Here is a 19048-nt window from a genome sequence, read left to right as displayed (position 1 = left end):
GATCCACCCCGAAATAGGAGAATGCGTACCCCGTACCTGACGCGTACACCGTATCGAACAAGGCGCCAAACATGCTGCAGTACCACGAATAACTCCGGAAAATACGGGGATAGCACTAGTGCGCCTTAGGGGAATCCGTGGGATTTCCTATAATTCCTCGGGGTAGTGCACTAGTGCGAAACCGAAAGGGGAGCGATGACCACCGGATCCCGGCCCCAGCCGCCGTACCTGCGCATCGCCGAGGACATCCGCGCCCGCATCGACTCCGGCCGGCTCCGCCCCGGCGACAAGGTGCCCTCGACCCGCCAGATCATCGACGAATGGGGCGTGGCCATGGCGACCGCCACCAAAGCCCTCGCCGCCCTGCGCCAGCACGGCCTCGTGCACGCCGTCCCCGGCACCGGCACCGTCGTCAGCGACCCCGCGGCACACCCCCGCACCCGGCCCCGGCCACCCCGAACCACCGAACCCGCCGGCCGCGAACGCATCGTGCGCACCGCCATCGGCATCGCCGACCGCGAAGGCCGCGCCGCGGTGTCCATGCGCCGCGTGGCCGCCGAACTCGGCGCCGGCACCATGTCCCTGTACCGGCACGTCCCCGACAAGGACGAGCTCCTCCGGCTCATGGCCGACGCCGCCTTCGCCGAAACCCCGCTGCCCGGACCCGGCCACCGCGGCTGGCGCGCCCGCCTCGAAGAACTCGCCCGCCGGCAGTGGGCCACCTACCGGAGACACCCCTGGCTCGCGCCCATCGCCCTCAACTCGCTGGCCCAGCCGCCGCTGCTGCCGGCCGGCATGGCCCACGTCGAATGGCAACTCGCCACCCTCGACGGGCTCGACCTCGACCACCGCGACAAACTGCGCATCGCCGTCGGCCTCAACGGCTACGTCGGCGGCATCGCCATGAGCCACTCCCTGGACGCGGAACTCACCCAGGAAACCGGCATCACCAGCAGGCAACGCCACGACACCGACGAACCCGAGATGTGGAACCTGCTGGGAACCGGCCGCTACCCGAACCTGGCCGCCGCCGCGACCAGCGGCGTCGAACTCGACCTGGACGACCTGTTCGAGTTCGGCCTGCACAACCAGCTCAACGGCATCGAACACCACCTCGCCCACCGCGAAAAGCGCTGACCGGCCGCACTCCGCCGGACACGGCCCCAGCGATCGCCACGACCACCCTGCCAGGCGGCGGGCCGCCTGGAAAACGTCCCGCGATCACAGCGAAACGACACCCGGCGCCGCCGCGATCCCAGTAGCGTCGGCGCCACGGTCAGGGGAGCCACCGGCGACGAGGAGCAATTCGGGTGCCCATCGCACGCAGCAACGGATACCGGATCTCCTACCAGATCGCCGGGGACGGGCCACCGCTGCTGCTGCACCCGGGCATGTTCCAGACCGGCGCGCACTGGACCCGAACCGGCTGCACCGCGACCCTCGCCGCCACCCACACCGTCATCACCGTGGACCCGCTGGGCCTCGGCGCAAGCGACGCCCCGCACGACCCCGCCGCCTACACCCTGGCCCGACGCGTCGACTACGTCACCGCCGTGCTCGACGCCGTCGGCGCCACAAAAGCCGCGTTCTGGGGCTACTCGCTGGGAGCCTTCACCGGCTATGCCGTCGCCGTGCACGCCCCCGAACGGCTCACCCGGCTCGTCGCCGGCGCCTTCGACCCCATCGACGGATTCCGCTCCGCGATCGCCCCGGTGCTCCGCCACCTCGGTCTGCCGGCCGACACCGACCCCTACCCGTTCATGCACCAGGCGGCCACCGCCGACCCCGCACTGGCCGCCGTGATCGACGCCGCCGACCCCGCGGCACTGCGCGCGAACTTCCAGGCCTTCGCCCACGAACCCGGCCAGCACCACGCGCTCGCCGCCACCGACGTCCCGATGCTCATGTACGCCGGCACCGAGGACTTCTGGCACGACCCGATGCGGACCTTCGCGCAGCAGACCGGCACCGAGTTCTTCTCCCTGCCCGGCGCCGACCACCAAACCGGCTGGGACCGGGCCGCCGACGCACTGCCCCGAGTCCAGCGGTTCCTCGCCGGAGACCAGACCTGAGGGGCAACTCGACCGGCGACGGTCGAACTCGTTGCGGACACCGGACCGCACAACGCGTCAGCTTGATCCAAAACGATCGTTCTGGTTAACTTGTCGTCGGTGACCCGCCAGCGGGCGGGACATCCGTAGCTCGGCAACCGCGGGCTCGTCACCGCCTCAGCAGTAGAGGCACCGGCATGAAGGACGTCCTCCCGTCGTTGTGAACCGCCGAGTACGACCCTGAGGTTCTCGGCTTCGCTGCAGACACTCGTGGTTCGACGAGAGGCACTTCTGCCTTGAAGGAAAGAGTGACTGTGAAAGCCGAAATGTCGTTGTCCGATGTGACAAGTCACCCGAGCACCTGGCTCGGCTTGAGCCGTCGATCGCGGTTCCTTCGCTCTTGCGACGCTTCCCGAATTCGCACGACACGGAAGTAGCCGAGTTCGAGTACACGCACACCCTGCTGGCCTTCGGCGTACCTCTGCGGTGACCTCGAGCATCGGCCCACTCGGTCTTTCACCAGGCATCACGCTGATCGGCCACCCGCGGCGACGTCACTGGCCGCCGGTGTCATCGGCTCCGCGGCGGCACATCCGCGTCGCCACGAACCACGACAACAATGTCAATCGATATCCTCAGAATTGGAGTACGAATGCGTGTCATCATCGCCGGCGCGGGACTCGGCGGGCTTGCGCTTGCCCGATTTCTGCGCCGCGCGGATATCGACGTACTTGTCCATGAGCGTGACGAAGCCCTTGAACAACGGCCGCAGGGGGCGCGAATCCACCTCGACGAGCGTGGGATCGGCGCGCTACACGCCTGCCTCACCGCCTCCGAAAGCAGATTCCTCGACGCGACCCTGGGGCAGCCCGACGAGTACGTCACCATCCTCGACGAATCCGATCTCGCGATCGTGAAGCGTCGGAAGTCCACCGGTCGGGAGGGGAGTCCTGACGCGATACGACCGGGCGCGTCGGCGAGTCGTCGTATCGTGCGACGGCTCCTCGCCCATGGCGTGCACGACACGATCCGATTCGGTTCGGCGTTGACCGGCTACACCGAGCACGCGGCAGGGGTCACCGTCCGGTTCGCCGACGGGACGGTGGAGGAAGCCGATCTTCTCGTCGGGGCGGATGGCATCGGCTCCGCTGTGCGCCGGCTACGGCTGCCCGAGGCTACGGTCAACGACAGCGGATTGCGGCTGTTGCAGGCGAAGACGCCGATCACGCGTGAGCTGATCGCCACCGGTGTGATCGACCGGATCGAAGGCAGTTTCACCTTGACCGCGATCGGCGACGTGCAGGCGATCATTGGCGCGGTCCGTTTCGGAGAACAGCCCGCTGCCGCCGCGGAACGGCTCGTACCTGGCTTCGATCCGGGTGACCTGCACGACTACGTCATGTGGGGGCTGTTGTTGCGACGTCACCAGCTCGGGGACCTCGACCGTGACTTCACCCGCCGGTCACCCGCGAGCTTGTCCGACCATCTCCGGACCGTCACCGCGACGGCTCACCCCGTGTTTCGGCTCCTGCTCGACCAGGCATTTCCCGACCAGTTCTTCGGCCTGGCGATGGGAACCTCCCGCGAAGTCCCCGCGTGGACACCAGGCCGGGTCACCTTGCTCGGAGACGCCATCCACGCGATGTTGCCCACCAGGGCCTCAGGAGCGAACTCCGCCCTGCAGGACGCGCGCCGGCTCGCCGACGCGATCCTGTCCGTGCACGCCGGCAGCCGGGCATGGGAGCACGCGATCGGCGGCTACGAACACCTGCTCCGACGCGACGGTTTCCAGGCGGTGCGGGCTTCGTTGAACGGTGTCCGCGAGCTCGATGAAGATCACACGGCCGCCGTAGCACCAGTCGACTCGTAGAACGTCGTCGACCACTCCGGCTCCCGACGCGCGTCTGCGTCGACACCTCACCTGATCGGTAGGCTGAGATGATGACACTCCGGGAACGGCCACGTCGAGGTCCCATCCGCAGAGAACAGATCGCGGCCGCAGCCTTGACCGTTCTCCTCGATCGCGGCTACGCAGGCACGTCGATCCGAGCCATCGCCGAGCAAGCCGGCTGTTCCCTGGAAACGCTGTACCGGCACTTCGAAAACAAGGAAGCCCTGTTCCTCGAGCTGGTCAACTCTTTCCGGCAGCGCATAGTCGAGCCCTTGCGCCACGCAGCCGCCGCACCCCTCACCGGCCGCGATCTAAAAGAGGCGCTCACGCACGCCGGCACACTGCTCTTCGACGTTCTCACCAGCGATGAAGGGCTAAAAATGCAACGCCTGACCTTCGCTGAATCAGGTCGATTTCCCCAGCTAGGACGGCTCGTCTACGACGAGGGGATCAGACACTTCGACGACGCCGTTGCCGCTATCCTCAGCGACGCCGCCGCGCGTGGGCTCCTGCAGTGCCCCGACCCGCACGAGGCAGCACGCATATTCAGCGGCATGATCTTGTTCGATCCGCGGGAACGACTGCTCTTAGGAATTGAGCAACCGCAGTCGCGTGGCGACCGCTCCGATTACATAGAACGCGTCGTCACACTTTTCCTCACAGGAAATCGCAGCTCCACGACGACCGCCACCCCGGCAGAAATTTCGTGATAAATGACCTGAGCCATCACGAGTTTCTGCGCGATCTCGGGCATCGCGGTGCCCTGCACCGCATCCGAGGACCCGGAACCTTCCACACCACCAGATCGCGCTGCCGCTGCAGGAAAACCAGCAACGCCGTGCGCTCGTCACCGCGATGCGCAGGCGAACCGGATCCGCAGAAGGAGAAGCCGGGTGCGGAAGGAGAATCCGCACCCGGCGCCGGCCTCACCGCGAGGCCATCAACTCGTCGAACGACGGGAACCGCTCCGCGGTGTCCGTGGCGCAGAAATCGCCCACCCAGCCGTCCTCGTCGTGGAAGAACCGGATCGCCACGAAATCCGGGCGCGTCCCCATGTCGAACCAGTGCGTGGTGTTCGCCGGCACGCTCAGCAGGTCGCCCGCCTCGCACAGCACCGCGTACACCTTCCCGTCGATGTGCAGGTAGAAGACCCCGGCACCGCGGGCGAAGAACCGGTCCTCGTCATCGTCGTGGGTGTGCTCCGACAGGAACTTCTCCCGCGCCGCCTTCGCCTGCTGCGCCCACTCCGGATCATCGTCGCGCGGCGTCATCACCGCCGCGTCCACCTTGATGTAGCCCTCGGCGTCGATGACCCGGTCGACCTCGGCGCGATACGCGGCCAGCACGTCGTCGGCGGACGCGTCCGCCGCCAGCTCCTTGAGCTCCCAGCGCTCGAAGCGCACCCCGAACTGCTTGAGGACGTCCGCGATCCGCTCGCCGTCCTCGGTGCGCAGCTCCACCGCGCCGGGATCGGTGTCCGGCCACACAGTCAGCAACGTCATGCCACACCCTCCTGGATTCCGTTCGTGGCCAAGGTGAACTGGAACAGCCAGTCCAAGCATTCCGTGCGGTGCCGGGCCTGCACCAGATCCCGGCCCCACACGTACAAGCCGTGCCGGGCCACGATCACCGCCGGCGTCGCGGCGTCGAAACCCGCCTCGAACGCATCGCCCAGCACGCCCATGTCCTGGCTGTTGGGCACCACCGGCACCGTCATCACATCGTCGTCGCGGCGCCCGAGACCCTTGAGCATCTCCAGATCCCGCAGCACCACGCCACCGGGCCAGCGCTGCCCGGCCACCACGGACGAGAGCATGTGCACGTGCACCACCGCACCCGCCCCGGCCACCGCCGCGATCCGCGCGTGCAACCCCGCCTCCGCCGACGGCCGCTGCGCGGGATTGGGCTGATCGGGCACCGCCGCCCCGGCGGAGTCCACGACCACCACGTCCTCGCCGGTCAGCTCGCCCTTGTCCAGGCCGCTGGCCGTCACCGCCAGCCGCAGCGGCTCCCGCTGCAACGTCACCGACAGGTTGCCGGACGTGCCGCGCATCCAGCCCAGCCCCGCCATCCGCGCCGACTCCGCGGCCAACGCCGCCCCGGCCTGCTCCAGACCGACGCTCACACGATCACCTCAAGCTCAACATCGTCGAAAGTGGACACCACCGGATGCGACCCGAAATCGGCGTCCGCGAACGGTTCCCCGGCCCGGGCCACCCCCACGGTCCGCCAGCCCGCGGCCGCGGCGGCATCCAGCTCCGCCGGTACATCCGAGAAGAACACGATCTCGCCCGAGGCCGAACCCAGCCCGGCGGCGATCGCGTCGTAGGAGGCGCGCTCCCGCTTCGGCCCGGCGTTGACCGTGTCGAAGTGGTGCGAGAACAGCCCCCGCAGGTCACCGGAGGTCGTGTTGGAGAACGACGCGACCTGCCCGGCCACCGAACCCGAGGAGAACACCGCCAGCCGCAGGCCCCGGTCCAGCCACGACCGCAACGCCGGCACCACGTCCGCGAAGTAGTCGGTGGTCAGCTCCCCGCGGGCGTACCCGTCGGCCCAGATCAGCCCCTGCAACGTCTTCAACGGGCTGGCCTTGCGGTCGGCGTCCATCCAGCCGTGCAGCACGGCCACCACCTCGGCGGTGCCGGCCTGCTCACCCAACCTGGCGTCGGCCTTGACCTGCGCCACCGCCTCGGCGACCACCGGATCGTCGCCGTGCGCGTCGATCCACGGCCCCAGCCGCGGCCGCGCGTAGTCGTAGAGCACCACGTGCACCTGGCTGGTGGCGGTCAGCGTTCCCTCGATGTCCAGCACGACCCACCTGGCCGCGACCCGCACGCTCACCGTGCCGTCCCCCGTTCCTCGTTCCAGTACTCGTGCACCCGGTCCGGCGCGAACGCGCCCCGGTCGGTCACCACCGTGGTCACGAACCGCGGATCGGTGATGTCGAAGGCCGGGTACAGTCCCCGCACCCGCTCGCTGGCGCTGCGCCGCCCCAGGGTGTGCAGCACCTCGTCGCCGTCGCGGAACTCGATCGGCACATCCGCGCCGGTGGCCGAGGCCGGATCCGGGGCGTGGCACAACGCGTGGAAGGGCACCCCGAAGGCGTTCGCGGCCACCGCCAGCTGCAACGTCCCCACCTTGTTGATCACGTGCCCGTCCATGGTGACCCGGTCGCTCGCGGTCACCAACGCGTCGATCTCGCCCGCCCGCATCAGCGACGCCGGCATGCCGTCGGTGACCAGCGTGGTGTCCACGCCCATCTCCGCCAGCGTCTCCGCGGTCAACCGCGCGCCCTGCAGGTACGGGCGGGTCTCGGTGCACACGAACGACGGCCGCTTGCCCGTCTCCAGCGCCGCCTCGACCAGCCCCACCAGGTACAGATCGCCCCAGCAGTGCGTCAGGACCCGGCCACCCTCCGGCAGCAGAGCCGCACCGGCGCGCCCCATCTCGCGGCTGCGCCGCCGGTAGTCCTCGTCCCCGGCCCGCGCGCCGGCCAGCGCCGCGGCGGCCACGTCATCGCCGCCGGTGTCCACCGACGCCATGACCCACTCCACGGCCTTGCGCGGCTGGTCGTTGGTCGGGCGGGTGGCGATCAACCGGTCGCCGGCGGCCCGTAGCCGCTCGCGCGCCGTCTCCGGATCTTGCCCGGCCGTCTCCTGAGCGGCCAGCACCATGCCCCACAGCACCGCGAAGTACGGCCCGGACGACTGCGTCACCATGTCCTCGATCGCCGCGGCGACCTCCTCGACGGTGCGGGCGTGCACCCACCGGTGCTCGAACGGGAACACCCGGCGATCCAGGATGTGCACCCCGTCCTCGGCCAGCCGCACGCTGTCGGCCAGCGTCGGCGATCCCGGGTGTGCGGCAGGTGGCGGCATCGAATCCTCAACTAGGCGCAATAGCAGGTGAACAGGTCTTCACCAGGGTATCGATCCCGGGCGGCGCACCGGCAACACGATCCACATCGCGGAACCGGTAGGGTTCCGGTACCGACCATGATCGGACGGTCAGCGGCCCGGCGACACCGGGACCGCGCGCGACACCGGGCCCGCGCCACCGCCCACTCCGGGACGTCTCCCGAGGGCCGCGCCGAGGCCGAGTCGAGCCCCGCGTCCGACCCCCGTGCCACGTCACACGAGCACCCGGCCGCGCCCGGGCGCGAGATCCTGGAGGCCAACCGGTGATCGACTCCCGGCCCACCGAGACCGGCCCCGTCCTGCGGGTCGCCGACATCGACGTCGTCCGCGACGGGAACTACCTGCTGCAGTCGATCTCGCTGGAGGTCCACCGAGGCCAGCACTGGGCGCTGCTGGGCGCCAACGGTGCCGGCAAGAGCACCCTGCTGAACCTCCTCGGCGCCGTGAGCCACCCCACCCGCGGAACGGTCGAGGTCCTCGGGCACCGGCTCGGCCGGGTCGACATGCGGCAACTGCGCTCCTACGTCGGCCACATCAACCCCCGCCACCCCCTGCAGAGCCCGCTGCGGGTCCGCGACGTCGTGCTCACCGGCGCCACCAACACCACCGAACCGGTCCCGCGCTGGCAGCCCACCGACGAACAGTCCCGGCAGGCCGACCGCCTGATCGGCATGCTCGGCATGGGCGGCAAGACCGACGCCCGCTGGAACACCCTTTCCCAGGGCGAACGCGGCCGCACCCTCATCGCCCGCGCCCTCATGCCCCTCCCGAGGCTGCTGCTGCTCGACGAACCCGCCACCGGCCTGGACCTCGCCGCCCGCGAACAGCTGCTCACCAGCCTCGACGAACTGCGCGCCGAACACCCCGAACTGGCCACCGTGCTGGTGACCCACCACCTCGAAGAGCTCCCCGCCAGCACCACCCACGCCATGCTGCTGCGCGAAGGCCGCTGCCTGGCCGCCGGGGGAGTGGACGAGGTGCTGACCACCGACGAGGTCAGCAAGTGCTTCGACCACCCGGTCCGCATCACCCGAACCGACGGCCGCTGGCACGCCCGCGCCGACCGATGACCACGAGCACCGCGTAACTCAGCAGCAGCCGGCGACCAAGCTCAACTCGCAGCAGGTCACGGCTTAGCTCGGTCGCCGCGTGCGGGGCGGCGGGCTCGATGGCCCCGCGGCGTCCGAACTTCATCGAACGGCTCGTCCATTCCGTGGCAGCAACCGGAAAGACGCCCACTGCCCGCGAACCGGCGTGGTACCACTGGATGCGATCTGCGCTGACGGCGGTACTCCGGCTAGATGAGCAGGTGAGCTGAGGTGTCCTTTGGCTTGCGGGCCGCCCGGCCGGTCACGGCGCTGGCGGTCGTCACGACCTACGTCGCCCTGCACATGGCGATCACCGCGGGCCTGGACCTGCACACCCGCGACCGCTTCCACGACGCCCCGGCCCAAGCCGCTGCCTTCGCCGCCGCGCTCGACCGCTACGCCGACGGCGACCAGGCCGCACGCGCGGAAATCCTCGAACGCAACGCGTGGTTCGAGCGCAACGCCCCGCTGACCGCCAGCCGCTCGACGATCGCCGCCGCCACCGACCACGCCGAGCACGGCAGATTCCCCGCCGCCCGCGAACAGACCGGAAAGCTGGCCGCGGAAACCCTGCAGGATCAGGAAAAACTCGACCAGGACCTCAGTTCGTCGGGCACGGCGGCGCTGTGGTGGGCGGTGGCCGCAGGAGCGCTCGCCGTGCCGTCGCTGTGGCTCAGGCACCGGCGCCGGGCCGCCGCAGGCGAGGTCGTCGAAGCGGTCCGCCCGTTCGTCCCGCACCAGCCGTGGTGGCGGCGGCCGGTGTTCCTCGCCATCAGCGCGGCCGGGTACGGGCTGTTCGCGGCGGGAGCCATCGGGGTCTCCACCCTGGAACGGGGCCACCGGCCGACGCTGGGCGTGCCCGCGCACTCCATGCTCGGCAGCCTGCTCACGCTGGGAATCCAGGGACTCTTCGTGCTCGGCGGCCTGTTCGTCCTGTGGGCCGGATTCCTGACCCTGCGCTACTCCCGGCCACGCGCGGCGCGCGGCGCGACCCAGGCCCTGCTGGCCGATGGCCGCCGACCCGTGCTCTACCTGCGCAGCTTCGCCGACGACGACACCGCCGCGCAGGTCGACGACGCGGTTCCCCTCAACATCCATTCCTGGGAGGAGCAGCTCGTGAGCGCGCTGACCGCCTTCGGCCCCGTGATCGCAGTGGGCAAGCCAGGGGAACCACTACCTCGCCTGGGAGCGGCGCGGTGCTACCTGCCGCACGACGACTGGCAACCCGAAGTCCTCCGGCTCATGGACCTGTCGCAACTGATCGTGTTGCGCTTGGGCACGGGGGAGGGGCTGTGGTGGGAGGTCGAGCAGGCCCGCGCCACCCAGCCCGCGCGCAAACTGCTGCTGCTGACGCCGAGCGACCCGGCGGGCGTGGCCGAACGGCTGGACGAGCACCTGCCGACACCGACCCGGCTGGACGAAGTGGCCGCGGGCGATCACTGGACCTCAGCGGTCGTCGCGTTCGACCCCGAGTGGAATCCCCGCGTGTTCCCAGTCGAACCCACGCCCGGCACCGACGCCCGGAACACGCTCGCTCATCGCACGATCCGCGCGGTCAAGCGGGCACTGGGATTCCTGGTGTTGAGCGTGCCCGCGCGGAGTGCGGCCCGCGCGATGAAGGCCGCTCGGGCATCGGTGGGCGACCGCAAACCGGCGATGGTGCTGCGGGTGAACATCGGCATGCTGGCGGCGCTGGGCAAGGGCCTCATGCTGATCGCCGCCCTAGTACTGCTCGTGAGAGCCCTGGAGCTCGGCGGCGCCGGTTAGCGCTGGCCGAGAGATCCCGAAAACCCGGAAATGCCGGGACACCAAGGAATCCGGCGGTTCCACGAATCCCTGGGGGAATCATGGACGGCGCAGTGCAGGGCACACCGACGGACGTCGGCGAGCAGCGGTACCGGCCCGTGACCGGCTTCGCCACCGCCGCCAAAGTGCTGATCGCCTTGGTGCTCGTGTGCGACGTGCTGGACTCGGTATCCGCCTGGCGCACCCACCTGGTCGTTCGCGACTACCTGGCCGGGAACGCGACGACCGCGGACCTCGAAGCGGCCGATGTCTTCACCGCACTGGTGTCGATTCCGGCGCTGCTGGTGTACATCGCGGCCGGTGTGGTGTTCCTGATCTGGCTGTGGCGGGCGCGGATCAACGCCGAACTGCTGGGTGGTCGCGCCGCGCACCGCCGGTCCCGGGGCTGGGTGATCGGCGGCTGGTTCGGGCCGGTGGTCAACCTGTGGTTCCCGCACCAGGTCGTGTCGGACATCTGGCGGGCCAGCGCGCCCCGGCGGCAGGTCCCCGGCGGCCTGATCACCGCCTGGTGGGTGCTGTTCGTGGCCGTCACGCTCATCGGCCAGATCATCCTCCGATCGTCCCTGGAGGAGATCACCGAGCAGGGACTGCAGGAAGCCGCGAACCTGTCCACCCTGTCCACGATGCTCAACATGGCGGCGGGCGTGCTGATCGTCGTCATCATCACGCAGATCACCGCGTGGCAGACCAGCCGCCGCACATCGCCGCAACAACCCACCGAGACGGACTCCGGCCAAGGCGCGATCGACCGCAGTACCGCACGCATGGCGCTGCTCACGCTGCTGCTGGGCGCGTTCAGCCTGGTGCCGCTGCTGATCGTGCCGGGCATCATCACCGCGGTCCTGGTGCTGCTGCGCGTCAACCGCGGTCCGAGCCCGACCAGCCCACCCGGGACAGCGACCGCCGGCGGCCCGGCAGGAAGCAAGACCATCGCCGTGGTGATGGCCCTGTCCGGCCTGCTGTTCTCCGTGACGTGGAGCGGAATCTGGACCTACGCCGTTCTGGACGCGATGCACGCCCCCGGACCTGCGACCACGCTCGCCGACTGCGAGAACCCGCCCGCAGGCACTGCCACCATGTGCACGATGAAACCCGGCGACTGCTTCACATGGCCGGGCGAGGCCGACCGGTTCCTCACCGTCGAGCTCGCGTCGTGCACCCAGCCGCACGATGCGCAGACCATCGGCGCCTACACCGCTGGCGACGGGCCGTGGCCGGGATGGGATGCGTTCCAGAACCAAATCGACGCGCGGTGCGGCCCGATCGCTGAGCGGAACGTGGACATGAGCGCGGTCTCACCTGACGACTCCCTGGGCGCCCTCGCGCCGGACCAGACCGCGTGGGAAGGCGGCCACCACACCGCGTTCTGCGCGGTCGTCAGCGGAGGAAGCGGCTACCCGCGGTCGATCCTGGTGCCCGACGCCGACCTGTCCGTCCCGACGCGGTGAACACCCCGAAAAGCCGTTGTGGGCCGGGTGGGACGCCCCACCCGGCCCACACAAGAGCGCGGATCAGTCCGTGCCGTACTCCATCGCGGCCCGGTCGAGGGTCTGACCCTCCTCGGAGTCCCGGCCGCGGGAGGCGATCGCCTCGGCACCGCCCTGCGGCATCGCCCCGATCAGCCCCGTCGACGCCGCCTGCGCGGCACCGATGAGCGCCGGGTGACCGGTGCCGACCATGCCGATGCCCGCGTACTGCTCCAGCTTGGCGCGCGAGTCCGCGATGTCGAGGTTGCGCATCGTGAGCTGGCCGATCCGGTCCACCGGGCCGAACGCCGAGTCCTCGGTGCGCTCCATCGACAGCTTGTCCGGGTGGTAGCTGAACGCCGGACCGGTGGTGTCCAGGATCGAGTAGTCTTCACCGCGCCGCAGCCGCAGCGTCACCTCGCCGGTGATCGCCGTGCCGACCCAGCGCTGCAGCGACTCCCGCACCATCAGCGCCTGCGGGTCCAGCCACCGGCCCTCGTACATCAGCCGGCCCAGCCGCCGGCCCTCGTTGTGGTAGTACGCCAGGGTGTCCTCGTTGTGGATCGCGTTGACCAGCCGCTCGTACGCGGCGTGCAGCAACGCCATTCCCGGCGCCTCGTAGATGCCGCGGCTCTTGGCCTCGATCACCCGGTTCTCGATCTGGTCCGACATGCCCAGGCCGTGCCGGCCGCCGATCGCGTTCGCCTCGATCACCAGGTCGACCGCGGTGGCGAACTTCTTGCCGTTGATCGTCACCGGGCGGCCCTGCTCGAAGCCGATCGTCACGTCCTCGGTGGCGACCTCGACCTCCGGATCCCAGAACCGCACGCCCATGATCGGGTCCACGGTCTCGATGCCGGTGTCGAGGTGCTCCAGCGTCTTGGCCTCGTGGGTCGCGCCCCAGATGTTGGCGTCGGTCGAGTAGGCCTTCTCGGCGCTGTCCCGGTAGGGCAGGTCGTGCGCCAGCAGCCACTCCGACATCTCCTTGCGGCCACCGAGCTCGGACACGAAGTCCGCGTCCAGCCACGGCTTGTAGATGCGCAGCTGCGGGTTGGCCAGCAGGCCGTACCGGTAGAACCGCTCGATGTCGTTGCCCTTGTAGGTCGAGCCGTCGCCCCAGATCTGCACGTCGTCCTCGAGCATCGCCCGGACCAACAGGGTTCCCGTGACGGCCCGGCCCAGCGGCGTGGTGTTGAAGTACGGGCGCCCGGCGGAGCGGATGTGGAACGCACCGCAGGTGAGCGCGGCCAAGCCCTCCTCGACCAGCGCCGCGCGGCAGTCGACCAGGCGCGCGAGCTCGGCACCGTAGGTCAGCGCACGACCGGGCACCGAGGCGATGTCGGGCTCGTCGTACTGGCCGATGTCGGCGGTGTAGGTGCACGGGACGGCACCCTTGTCGCGCATCCACGCGACCGCGACAGAGGTGTCGAGGCCCCCGGAGAAGGCGATGCCGACGCGCTCGCCGGTGGGCAGGGAGGTGAGAACCTTGGACATGGAAGAGAGTATGCATTGCGACGTATGATCATGCAAAACTGGGGGTGCGTGACAGCCCGCGCCGCAGCTCGGGAACCCGAGGAAACCACGTCAACGCCGCAACCCCGGCTAGGGGACACCTTCGATCGGAAGTCGTCGGGCTGCGCCCGGATCGCTCTGGGCGCAGCCCATGTCGATGACATGCGGAGCCCGCGGATGCGCCGCCTCCGACCGCGGTCCACGGCGGCTACCAGTCGGGAATGTGCTCGCCCTGACCTGGGCGAACGCCGGGATGTCGCTTCGGAGATCGGTGTGGAACGCAGTCGGTTGGACGATGTCGGCCGGGCTTGCCCGACGGCTTCGAGCATGGTCTTCGGGCCGCCGAACATAATTAACGCAACAGTCGTTATGAAAATTATGTGGCAGAATCGGCGGGGTGCCGAACACGAAGGCCCGGCTGCCGGGTGGCGATGGCGGAACCGAGCCGGTCGTGCAGCGTGGCCGCCCGACCGGGGACCACGCCGCGAAGCGGGCGGAGCTGCTGAAGGCGGCGACGTCGGTGATCGCGCAGGAGGGCTACGCCAACGCGTCGCTGCGCAAGGTGGCCCAGCGCGCGGGGTGCACGACCGGGGCGGTGACCTATTACCTCGCGAACAAGGAGGAACTGGTCACCGCGTTGGCCGAAAGCCGGTTCGACACCTACGACGCGATGCTGGAATCCGTCCGGGAGCAGACCGACATCAAGGCGCTTTTCCAGCGGTGGCTGGATCTGACGACCGGCGATCCCGAGTTCTGGCCGGTGATGTCGCAACTGCTCGCTCACGCGCGCTACGAACCGGCCCTCTCCGCCGTCATCGAGCAGCGCTACGCCCGCTACCGCGACATGTACACCACGATCCTCGAGGCCGGCCAAGCGCGAGGCACCATCCGCAACGACATCCCTGCGGACCTGCTCGCCGATCAGCTCGCCGCCATGGGCGACGGCTGGATGATGATGTACCCCTTCGAACCCCAGAGGTTCACCCCGAGCCGGCTCCAAGCCCTCACCGACGCTGCCCTCACCTTGATCACCCCCGCCCCGGACACACCCAGCTCGTAACCCGCGAACTCCTCGCCCAGGCGGCGGTGGCGCGATAACGCGACTCTCGCGAACAGGGGCGTGATCAGTTGAACGTGAAGGCTGTGTCGCTTCACGGGTGATGTGGGGTTGACCGGCTTTCGGGTCGTGCTGGCGATGTGGACGCGATCACTGGTGTGCAGTGCGTTGTGGGGAGGTCAGATAAGCCACGGCCATCTCGGTGGTCTCATCGGCCCAACTGGTCCAGGTCAACCCATCTGGCCAGGACTGGCAGGTGGCGGCCCGGTGCACGCACGAAGTGGTGATGGTGCGTGCGGCCACCCGCAGGGCCAGCCTGCGGTCCGCCCTGCGGATGTCGTCCCCGTACGGCTCGGCAGCCTCGGCGAGGGCGTCCTGGATGACCGCGAGCGCCTGCAGGCCGCGCTCGACCCCTTCCGCGCGTTGGCCGCTGAGCAGGTCGGGGAAGATCCGGTCGTGGCGGGAGAACGTGCGCGCCAGCGCGTGGGTGAACGCGGCGACAACGCCGTCCAGTCCGGACTCCGCTGAACGGAGTGCCTCCGCGACACCGGTTTCCAGCTGGCCGAGCAGCTGGTCCTTGACCGCGTGGAGCAGTTGCTCCTTGCCAGTGAACCGCCGGTAGATCGCGCCAACGGACACGCCGGCCTGCTCGGCGACCGCTGCGACCGTGAACTCCTCGATGCCGCCGGTGGCCAGCACATGCCCGGCGGCAGCAAGCACCTTCTGCAGGGACATCCGGCTGCGGGCTTGCTGCGGAGGGCGGTAGGCGGGGTCGGCGTGCTGCTGGCTCACCGGTCTGACGTTACTGCCCGCCGAGGGGTGGGTGGCCGCGGTGGCCGACCGGCAGATGCGAATGATAATTTGCGTTCGCATTTTGCGGGCGGCACAGTCGCCCAGCGGAGGCGCACAACATGAAGGGAATACCCATGCGAATCGACCGCGACGTGACCGTCCCGACCAGAGACGGCACACCGATCGTCATCGACGTGTTCCGGCCTGACGGCGAGCAACCGGTGCCCGTGATCGCTTCGATGAGCCCCTATGGCAAGGACGTGCACTGGCCGGAGCGCTATCCCATGTACGAGCTGGTCGACCAGGGCGACCACATGGTGTGGGAGACACCGAACCCGGAGTGGTGGACCGAACGCGGGTACGCCGTCGTCCGCGCCGACGCGCGCGGCACCGGCAAGTCCGCCGGTCGCCTCGACGTCTTCAGCCGCAAGGATGCCGAAGACTTCTACGACGTCATCGAATGGTGCGGCGTGCAGCCGTGGTCGACCGGCAAGATCGCCAGCAGCGGCATCTCCTGGTACGCGATGATGGGCTGGCACGTCGCCGCACTCCAGCCGCCGCACCTGGCCGCGGTCGTCGCCTGGGAGGGCTGCACCGACTTCTACCGGGAATGGGGCCGTCAGGGCGGCATCTACACCAACGCCACCGAGAGTTGGTGGCAGCGGCAGATCATCCCACAGCTCAACGGCGACGGCCACGCCAGCATGCCCGACGACCTGAGATCGCACGAGCTGCTCGACGACTGGTACCGCGAGCGAACCGTCGACCTCGCCCAAGTGCGGGTGCCCGTGCTGTCGGCGGGGAACTGGGGCTCGATCCACCTGCACCTACGCGGCAACATCGAAGGGTGGCTCGACGCCGCCTCCGAGCACAAATGGCTCGTCGTCCACGTCGGCTCCCACATCGCCCCCTACTACGCGGACTGGGCCAAAGACCTTCAGTTGCGGTTCCTTCGACGCTTCCTCGGTGGTGACCAGACCGCGATGGACGGCATCCCACCTGTCCGGCTCGCCATCCGCCGCGGCGACGACGTCGAATGGCGCGACGAACAGGACTGGCCGCTGCCCCGCACTCAATGGCGCCGGCTCTACCTGGGGCAGAAGGAACTCAGCTGGCACCAGCCGGCCGAGGACCGGACACCGTACCCGGCCACCTTCGACTTCACCGCCACCGAACGGCTGGAACTCACCGGCCCGCTCGCCCTGCGGCTGTGGGTCTCGCACATCGCCGACGACCTGGACGTCTTCGTCCAACTCGAACAGTACGACGCCGACGGTCAGCGCATCCCCGCGATCGGTCCAGGCGGGGCAGCCACACCGGTGCCGATGGGCATCGGCTGGCTGCGCGCCTCTCACCGCAAACTCGACCCCGAACGCACCCTTCCGCACCGCCCGTGGCACGGCCACGACGAGATCCAGCCCCTCGAACCTGGCGTGCCAACACTGCTCGAAGTGGAGATCTGGCCCACCTCCATCACACTCGAACCCGGGCAACGCCTCCAACTGCGCGTCCAAGCCGACGACGACCACATGGGACTCCTTGCCCACAACGACCCGGACGACCGCAAGAGCGGACACGGTGCCACCATCCACCTCGGCGGTGACCACGCCTCACACCTGTACGTGCCGGTCATCCCCAACTAATACGGCAAACCGTGGTGTGCCACGGCGAACGGCCACGACCTCGGACCATAGTGAAACCTTGCTGCCGGAACTGGTCAACGTCCGTGGGTGACCGGTGGAGTCGGGCGCTACGTCGCGAGGAACCGGCCTTGCTCGACTTCCGCGACAAGTCCCTTGCCGATCAAACGGTCCAGATGCCGCATCGCCGTCCTCCGCTCGACCGGATTCACGTGCGCGCCTTCCACATGCGGCCGGTAGACCAGCCGGTGCTCGACGATCTCCGCGACGGTCCGCGGTTCACCGAGAAGCCCCAGTAGCACCGCGTCCCGCTTCTCCACCACACCGGCAAAGGCATCGAGTCGCTTGTGGAACTCGTCGGCACCCTCGATCACGCCCTTCTGATGCGACGTGCCGTACCAGCGGGCATCGATCTCCCGGCACCGGCGCATGGACTCCTCGAAGTCCACGAGACTGCTACCGACGTCGCCGTAGTAAGGACCGAACGACGTCAGATCGACATCCGCCACGAACAGGAATCCGTCCGGCTCGACAAGGAAACCGCAGTGACCCGCTGTGTGGCCGGGAAGGTGCACCACCGTCACGGTGCGCCCACCGAGGTCGAACACGGCTCCGTCGGTGAACTTCAGCGCGTCCGGACGACCCCGCACGTGGAACTTGTCCCGCAGCTTCCGGTCGGCATCGTCGATGGCGTCGGGAGGAAGTCCGAACCCGGCGACCATCACCTCGCGAGATCGCAGCCCGTCGATGTCCGCCTCGTGGATGTGGACCGGCACGTCGTAACTCCCGAGACCGGCAACGTGGTCCTCATGTGCATGGCTCACGAGGACCACGTCCGCGGGTGGTGCCGCTTCGACCAACGACAACGACGGATCGACGACCAACGCGGCGTCGCTGCCGCGCACCACCAGCGAGTTGCCGAACGGATAGGCACCCCGCTCCGCGCCGATGAGCACGGTGACCTCCCCGTACTTCATTTCCGTGTACCCCGTGGCGACCAACTCGAGTTCCTCCCGCGTGCTCTCGGCTGATGTGGTTCGAATCGGTGGTCCAATGCGGACGATCCGGGATTGACGCCTCCCGGAATCCGGCCGCCGAGCACCGCAACGTCATTCGTGCTGGTCAGGAATCCCGGCGTGTGCGCCGGTCGATGGAGGCACCGTACCGAGGCCCAAGATTTCACGCAACGTCCGTTATGCAAATTGGGGTTCGTAGTCGCCGGCCACGGCCAAAGCGTCACGACCGGCTCGCTTTCTGCGGGTCGGGGCTTGAGGAACATCGGAACGGAACTGGCGCTAAGCCTTCGACGCCCTGACCTGCTCGTTGGCGGCCTTGATCGTTTTGTTGAAGCTTCGCTGCGGTTCCTCCGCAGTGGGGTTGCGGGCAGAGCTGGAGCGGTTCTTCTTCCTCGACGACCCGCTGGACGTGCCGGTGCAGGTGGTGGATTACCTCGCCGAGCGGCTCGGCATCGCGGACTCGTCGTGCGTGAAGTCCTACGGCGAGCGGGGAAAACCCGCTTCGGGTATGTCTGGGAGCTGTGCCAGGCCGGCGGCTGGCGCGAGTTCTCGACGGCGGAAAGCGGAAGGAAGTGGACGCGGTCCACAGGACCAACCCTGTTCACCACAAGACGACTCTGACGCACCCGATGTTTGGGGCTTGAGGAACATCCGTGTCAGATCGTGCGCTAAGGGGTTCTTTCAGAATGCTGATGTGGGGAGTTTGGCGGCGAGGACCATGCAGTGAGCGAGTTGGAGGAAGCCGTCATGCATGTCGTCGCTGACTTCCCACCGGATCCGGAGGCGGCGGGGACCGTGCAGCCATGCGATCG

At 68.9% G+C, this 19048-nt stretch carries 16 protein-coding genes and 1 pseudogene; 9 read left to right on the top strand and 8 right to left on the bottom strand.

The genetic code is table 11. The features are described from left to right. Positions 1-195: 195 nt before the first annotated feature. The 4 genes from AB0H93_RS18870 to AB0H93_RS18855 all read left to right on the top strand — a co-directional run bounded on the left by AB0H93_RS18870 (position 196) and on the right by AB0H93_RS18855 (position 4652). Positions 196-1137, top strand: a complete 942-nt coding sequence (locus tag AB0H93_RS18870) for a TetR/AcrR family transcriptional regulator C-terminal domain-containing protein (protein WP_358574040.1) — start codon at positions 196-198, stop codon at positions 1135-1137. A gap of 173 nt (positions 1138-1310) precedes the next feature. Continuing rightward, positions 1311-2072, top strand: coding sequence for an alpha/beta hydrolase (locus AB0H93_RS18865; RefSeq protein WP_358574038.1), 762 nt, complete (start codon positions 1311-1313; stop codon positions 2070-2072). A 631-nt stretch (positions 2073-2703) separates the two neighbouring features. Beyond that, the gene (locus AB0H93_RS18860; protein WP_358574035.1) at positions 2704-3921 is read left to right on the top strand and encodes an FAD-dependent monooxygenase; all 1218 of its coding nucleotides are present in this window, start codon (positions 2704-2706) and stop codon (positions 3919-3921) included. A gap of 71 nt (positions 3922-3992) precedes the next feature. Next, a complete protein-coding gene (locus AB0H93_RS18855) occupies positions 3993-4652 on the top strand; it encodes a TetR/AcrR family transcriptional regulator (protein ID WP_358574033.1) in 660 nt (219 codons plus the stop codon). Positions 4653-4868: 216 nt separating this feature from the next. On the opposite strand, the gene AB0H93_RS18850 is transcribed toward AB0H93_RS18855, so the two are convergent. From AB0H93_RS18850 to AB0H93_RS18835, 4 genes are read right to left on the bottom strand one after another with little or no spacing between them, the layout of a single operon-like run. After that, positions 4869-5444 carry a cupin gene (locus tag AB0H93_RS18850; RefSeq protein WP_358574031.1) on the bottom strand — a complete coding sequence of 192 codons (576 nt, stop codon included), beginning with the start codon at positions 5442-5444 and terminating at the stop codon, positions 4869-4871. Then, entirely contained in the window at positions 5441-6067 is a 627-nt protein-coding gene (gene mtnB / locus AB0H93_RS18845) for a methylthioribulose 1-phosphate dehydratase (protein ID WP_358574029.1), read from the bottom strand. The genes AB0H93_RS18850 and mtnB overlap by 4 nt, the downstream gene beginning before the upstream one ends. Beyond that, a complete protein-coding gene (gene mtnC, locus AB0H93_RS18840) occupies positions 6064-6783 on the bottom strand; it encodes an acireductone synthase (RefSeq protein ID WP_358574026.1) in 720 nt (239 codons plus the stop codon). The genes mtnB and mtnC overlap by 4 nt, the downstream gene beginning before the upstream one ends. After that, the gene (locus tag AB0H93_RS18835) at positions 6780-7820 is read right to left on the bottom strand and encodes a s-methyl-5-thioribose-1-phosphate isomerase (RefSeq protein WP_358574024.1); all 1041 of its coding nucleotides are present in this window, start codon (positions 7818-7820) and stop codon (positions 6780-6782) included. The genes mtnC and AB0H93_RS18835 overlap by 4 nt, the downstream gene beginning before the upstream one ends. Positions 7821-8122: 302 nt before the next feature. Between AB0H93_RS18835 and AB0H93_RS18830 the strand changes: the two genes are divergently transcribed. From AB0H93_RS18830 to AB0H93_RS18820, 3 genes are all read left to right on the top strand, one after another. Then, positions 8123-8929 carry an ATP-binding cassette domain-containing protein gene (locus AB0H93_RS18830; RefSeq protein ID WP_358574022.1) on the top strand — a complete coding sequence of 269 codons (807 nt, stop codon included), beginning with the start codon at positions 8123-8125 and terminating at the stop codon, positions 8927-8929. Positions 8930-9178: 249 nt separating this feature from the next. Then, positions 9179-10714 carry a hypothetical protein gene (locus AB0H93_RS18825; protein ID WP_358574019.1) on the top strand — a complete coding sequence of 512 codons (1536 nt, stop codon included), beginning with the start codon at positions 9179-9181 and terminating at the stop codon, positions 10712-10714. A gap of 80 nt (positions 10715-10794) precedes the next feature. Beyond that, positions 10795-12201: a DUF4328 domain-containing protein gene (locus AB0H93_RS18820; RefSeq protein WP_358574017.1), complete on the top strand. Its 1407-nt coding sequence runs from the start codon at positions 10795-10797 to the stop codon at positions 12199-12201. Between the two features lie 63 nt (positions 12202-12264). Here the strand turns inward: AB0H93_RS18820 and argG are convergent, their stop codons facing one another. Further along, positions 12265-13713: an argininosuccinate synthase gene (gene argG / locus AB0H93_RS18815; RefSeq protein WP_132494926.1), complete on the bottom strand. Its 1449-nt coding sequence runs from the start codon at positions 13711-13713 to the stop codon at positions 12265-12267. Between the two features lie 415 nt (positions 13714-14128). Here argG and AB0H93_RS18810 point away from each other — a divergent pair, with 415 nt between their 5' ends. Next, on the top strand, positions 14129-14791 hold the full coding sequence (locus tag AB0H93_RS18810) for a TetR/AcrR family transcriptional regulator (RefSeq protein ID WP_358574015.1): 663 nt from the start codon (positions 14129-14131) through the stop codon (positions 14789-14791). Positions 14792-14938: 147 nt separating this feature from the next. On the opposite strand, the gene AB0H93_RS18805 is transcribed toward AB0H93_RS18810, so the two are convergent. Beyond that, positions 14939-15580: a helix-turn-helix domain-containing protein gene (locus tag AB0H93_RS18805; RefSeq protein WP_358574012.1), complete on the bottom strand. Its 642-nt coding sequence runs from the start codon at positions 15578-15580 to the stop codon at positions 14939-14941. 134 nt (positions 15581-15714) lie between these two features. Between AB0H93_RS18805 and AB0H93_RS18800 the strand changes: the two genes are divergently transcribed. Continuing rightward, a complete protein-coding gene (locus tag AB0H93_RS18800; RefSeq protein ID WP_358574010.1) occupies positions 15715-17223 on the top strand; it encodes a CocE/NonD family hydrolase in 1509 nt (502 codons plus the stop codon). A 107-nt stretch (positions 17224-17330) separates the two neighbouring features. Here the strand turns inward: AB0H93_RS18800 and AB0H93_RS18795 are convergent, their stop codons facing one another. Then, complete coding sequence (locus AB0H93_RS18795) at positions 17331-18197, bottom strand: MBL fold metallo-hydrolase (protein WP_358574008.1); 867 nt, start codon at positions 18195-18197, stop codon at positions 17331-17333. Between the two features lie 720 nt (positions 18198-18917). Beyond that, a pseudogene (locus AB0H93_RS18790) lies at positions 18918-19048 on the bottom strand (IS5/IS1182 family transposase); the annotation flags it as partial.

The sequence above is a fragment of the Saccharopolyspora sp. NPDC050642 genome, from assembly GCF_040654735.1.
GTDB lineage: Bacteria > Actinomycetota > Actinomycetes > Mycobacteriales > Pseudonocardiaceae > Saccharopolyspora > Saccharopolyspora elongata.
This window is presented reverse-complemented; position numbering and strand designations above follow the sequence as displayed.

Excerpts from the sequence above, each read along its gene's own strand:
- AB0H93_RS18870 (WP_358574040.1), top strand. The coding sequence starts at position 196 with ATGACCACCGGATCCCGGCCCCAGCCGCCGTACCTGCGCATCGCCGAG.
- AB0H93_RS18860 (WP_358574035.1), top strand. The coding sequence starts at position 2,704 with ATGCGTGTCATCATCGCCGGCGCGGGACTCGGCGGGCTTGCGCTTGCC.
- AB0H93_RS18855 (WP_358574033.1), top strand. The coding sequence starts at position 3,993 with ATGACACTCCGGGAACGGCCACGTCGAGGTCCCATCCGCAGAGAACAG.
- AB0H93_RS18850 (WP_358574031.1), bottom strand. The coding sequence starts at position 5,444 with ATGACGTTGCTGACTGTGTGGCCGGACACCGATCCCGGCGCGGTGGAG.
- AB0H93_RS18835 (WP_358574024.1), bottom strand. The coding sequence starts at position 7,820 with ATGCCGCCACCTGCCGCACACCCGGGATCGCCGACGCTGGCCGACAGC.
- AB0H93_RS18820 (WP_358574017.1), top strand. The coding sequence starts at position 10,795 with ATGGACGGCGCAGTGCAGGGCACACCGACGGACGTCGGCGAGCAGCGG.
- argG (WP_132494926.1), bottom strand. The coding sequence starts at position 13,713 with ATGTCCAAGGTTCTCACCTCCCTGCCCACCGGCGAGCGCGTCGGCATC.
- AB0H93_RS18800 (WP_358574010.1), top strand. The coding sequence starts at position 15,715 with ATGCGAATCGACCGCGACGTGACCGTCCCGACCAGAGACGGCACACCG.
- AB0H93_RS18795 (WP_358574008.1), bottom strand. The coding sequence starts at position 18,197 with ATGAAGTACGGGGAGGTCACCGTGCTCATCGGCGCGGAGCGGGGTGCC.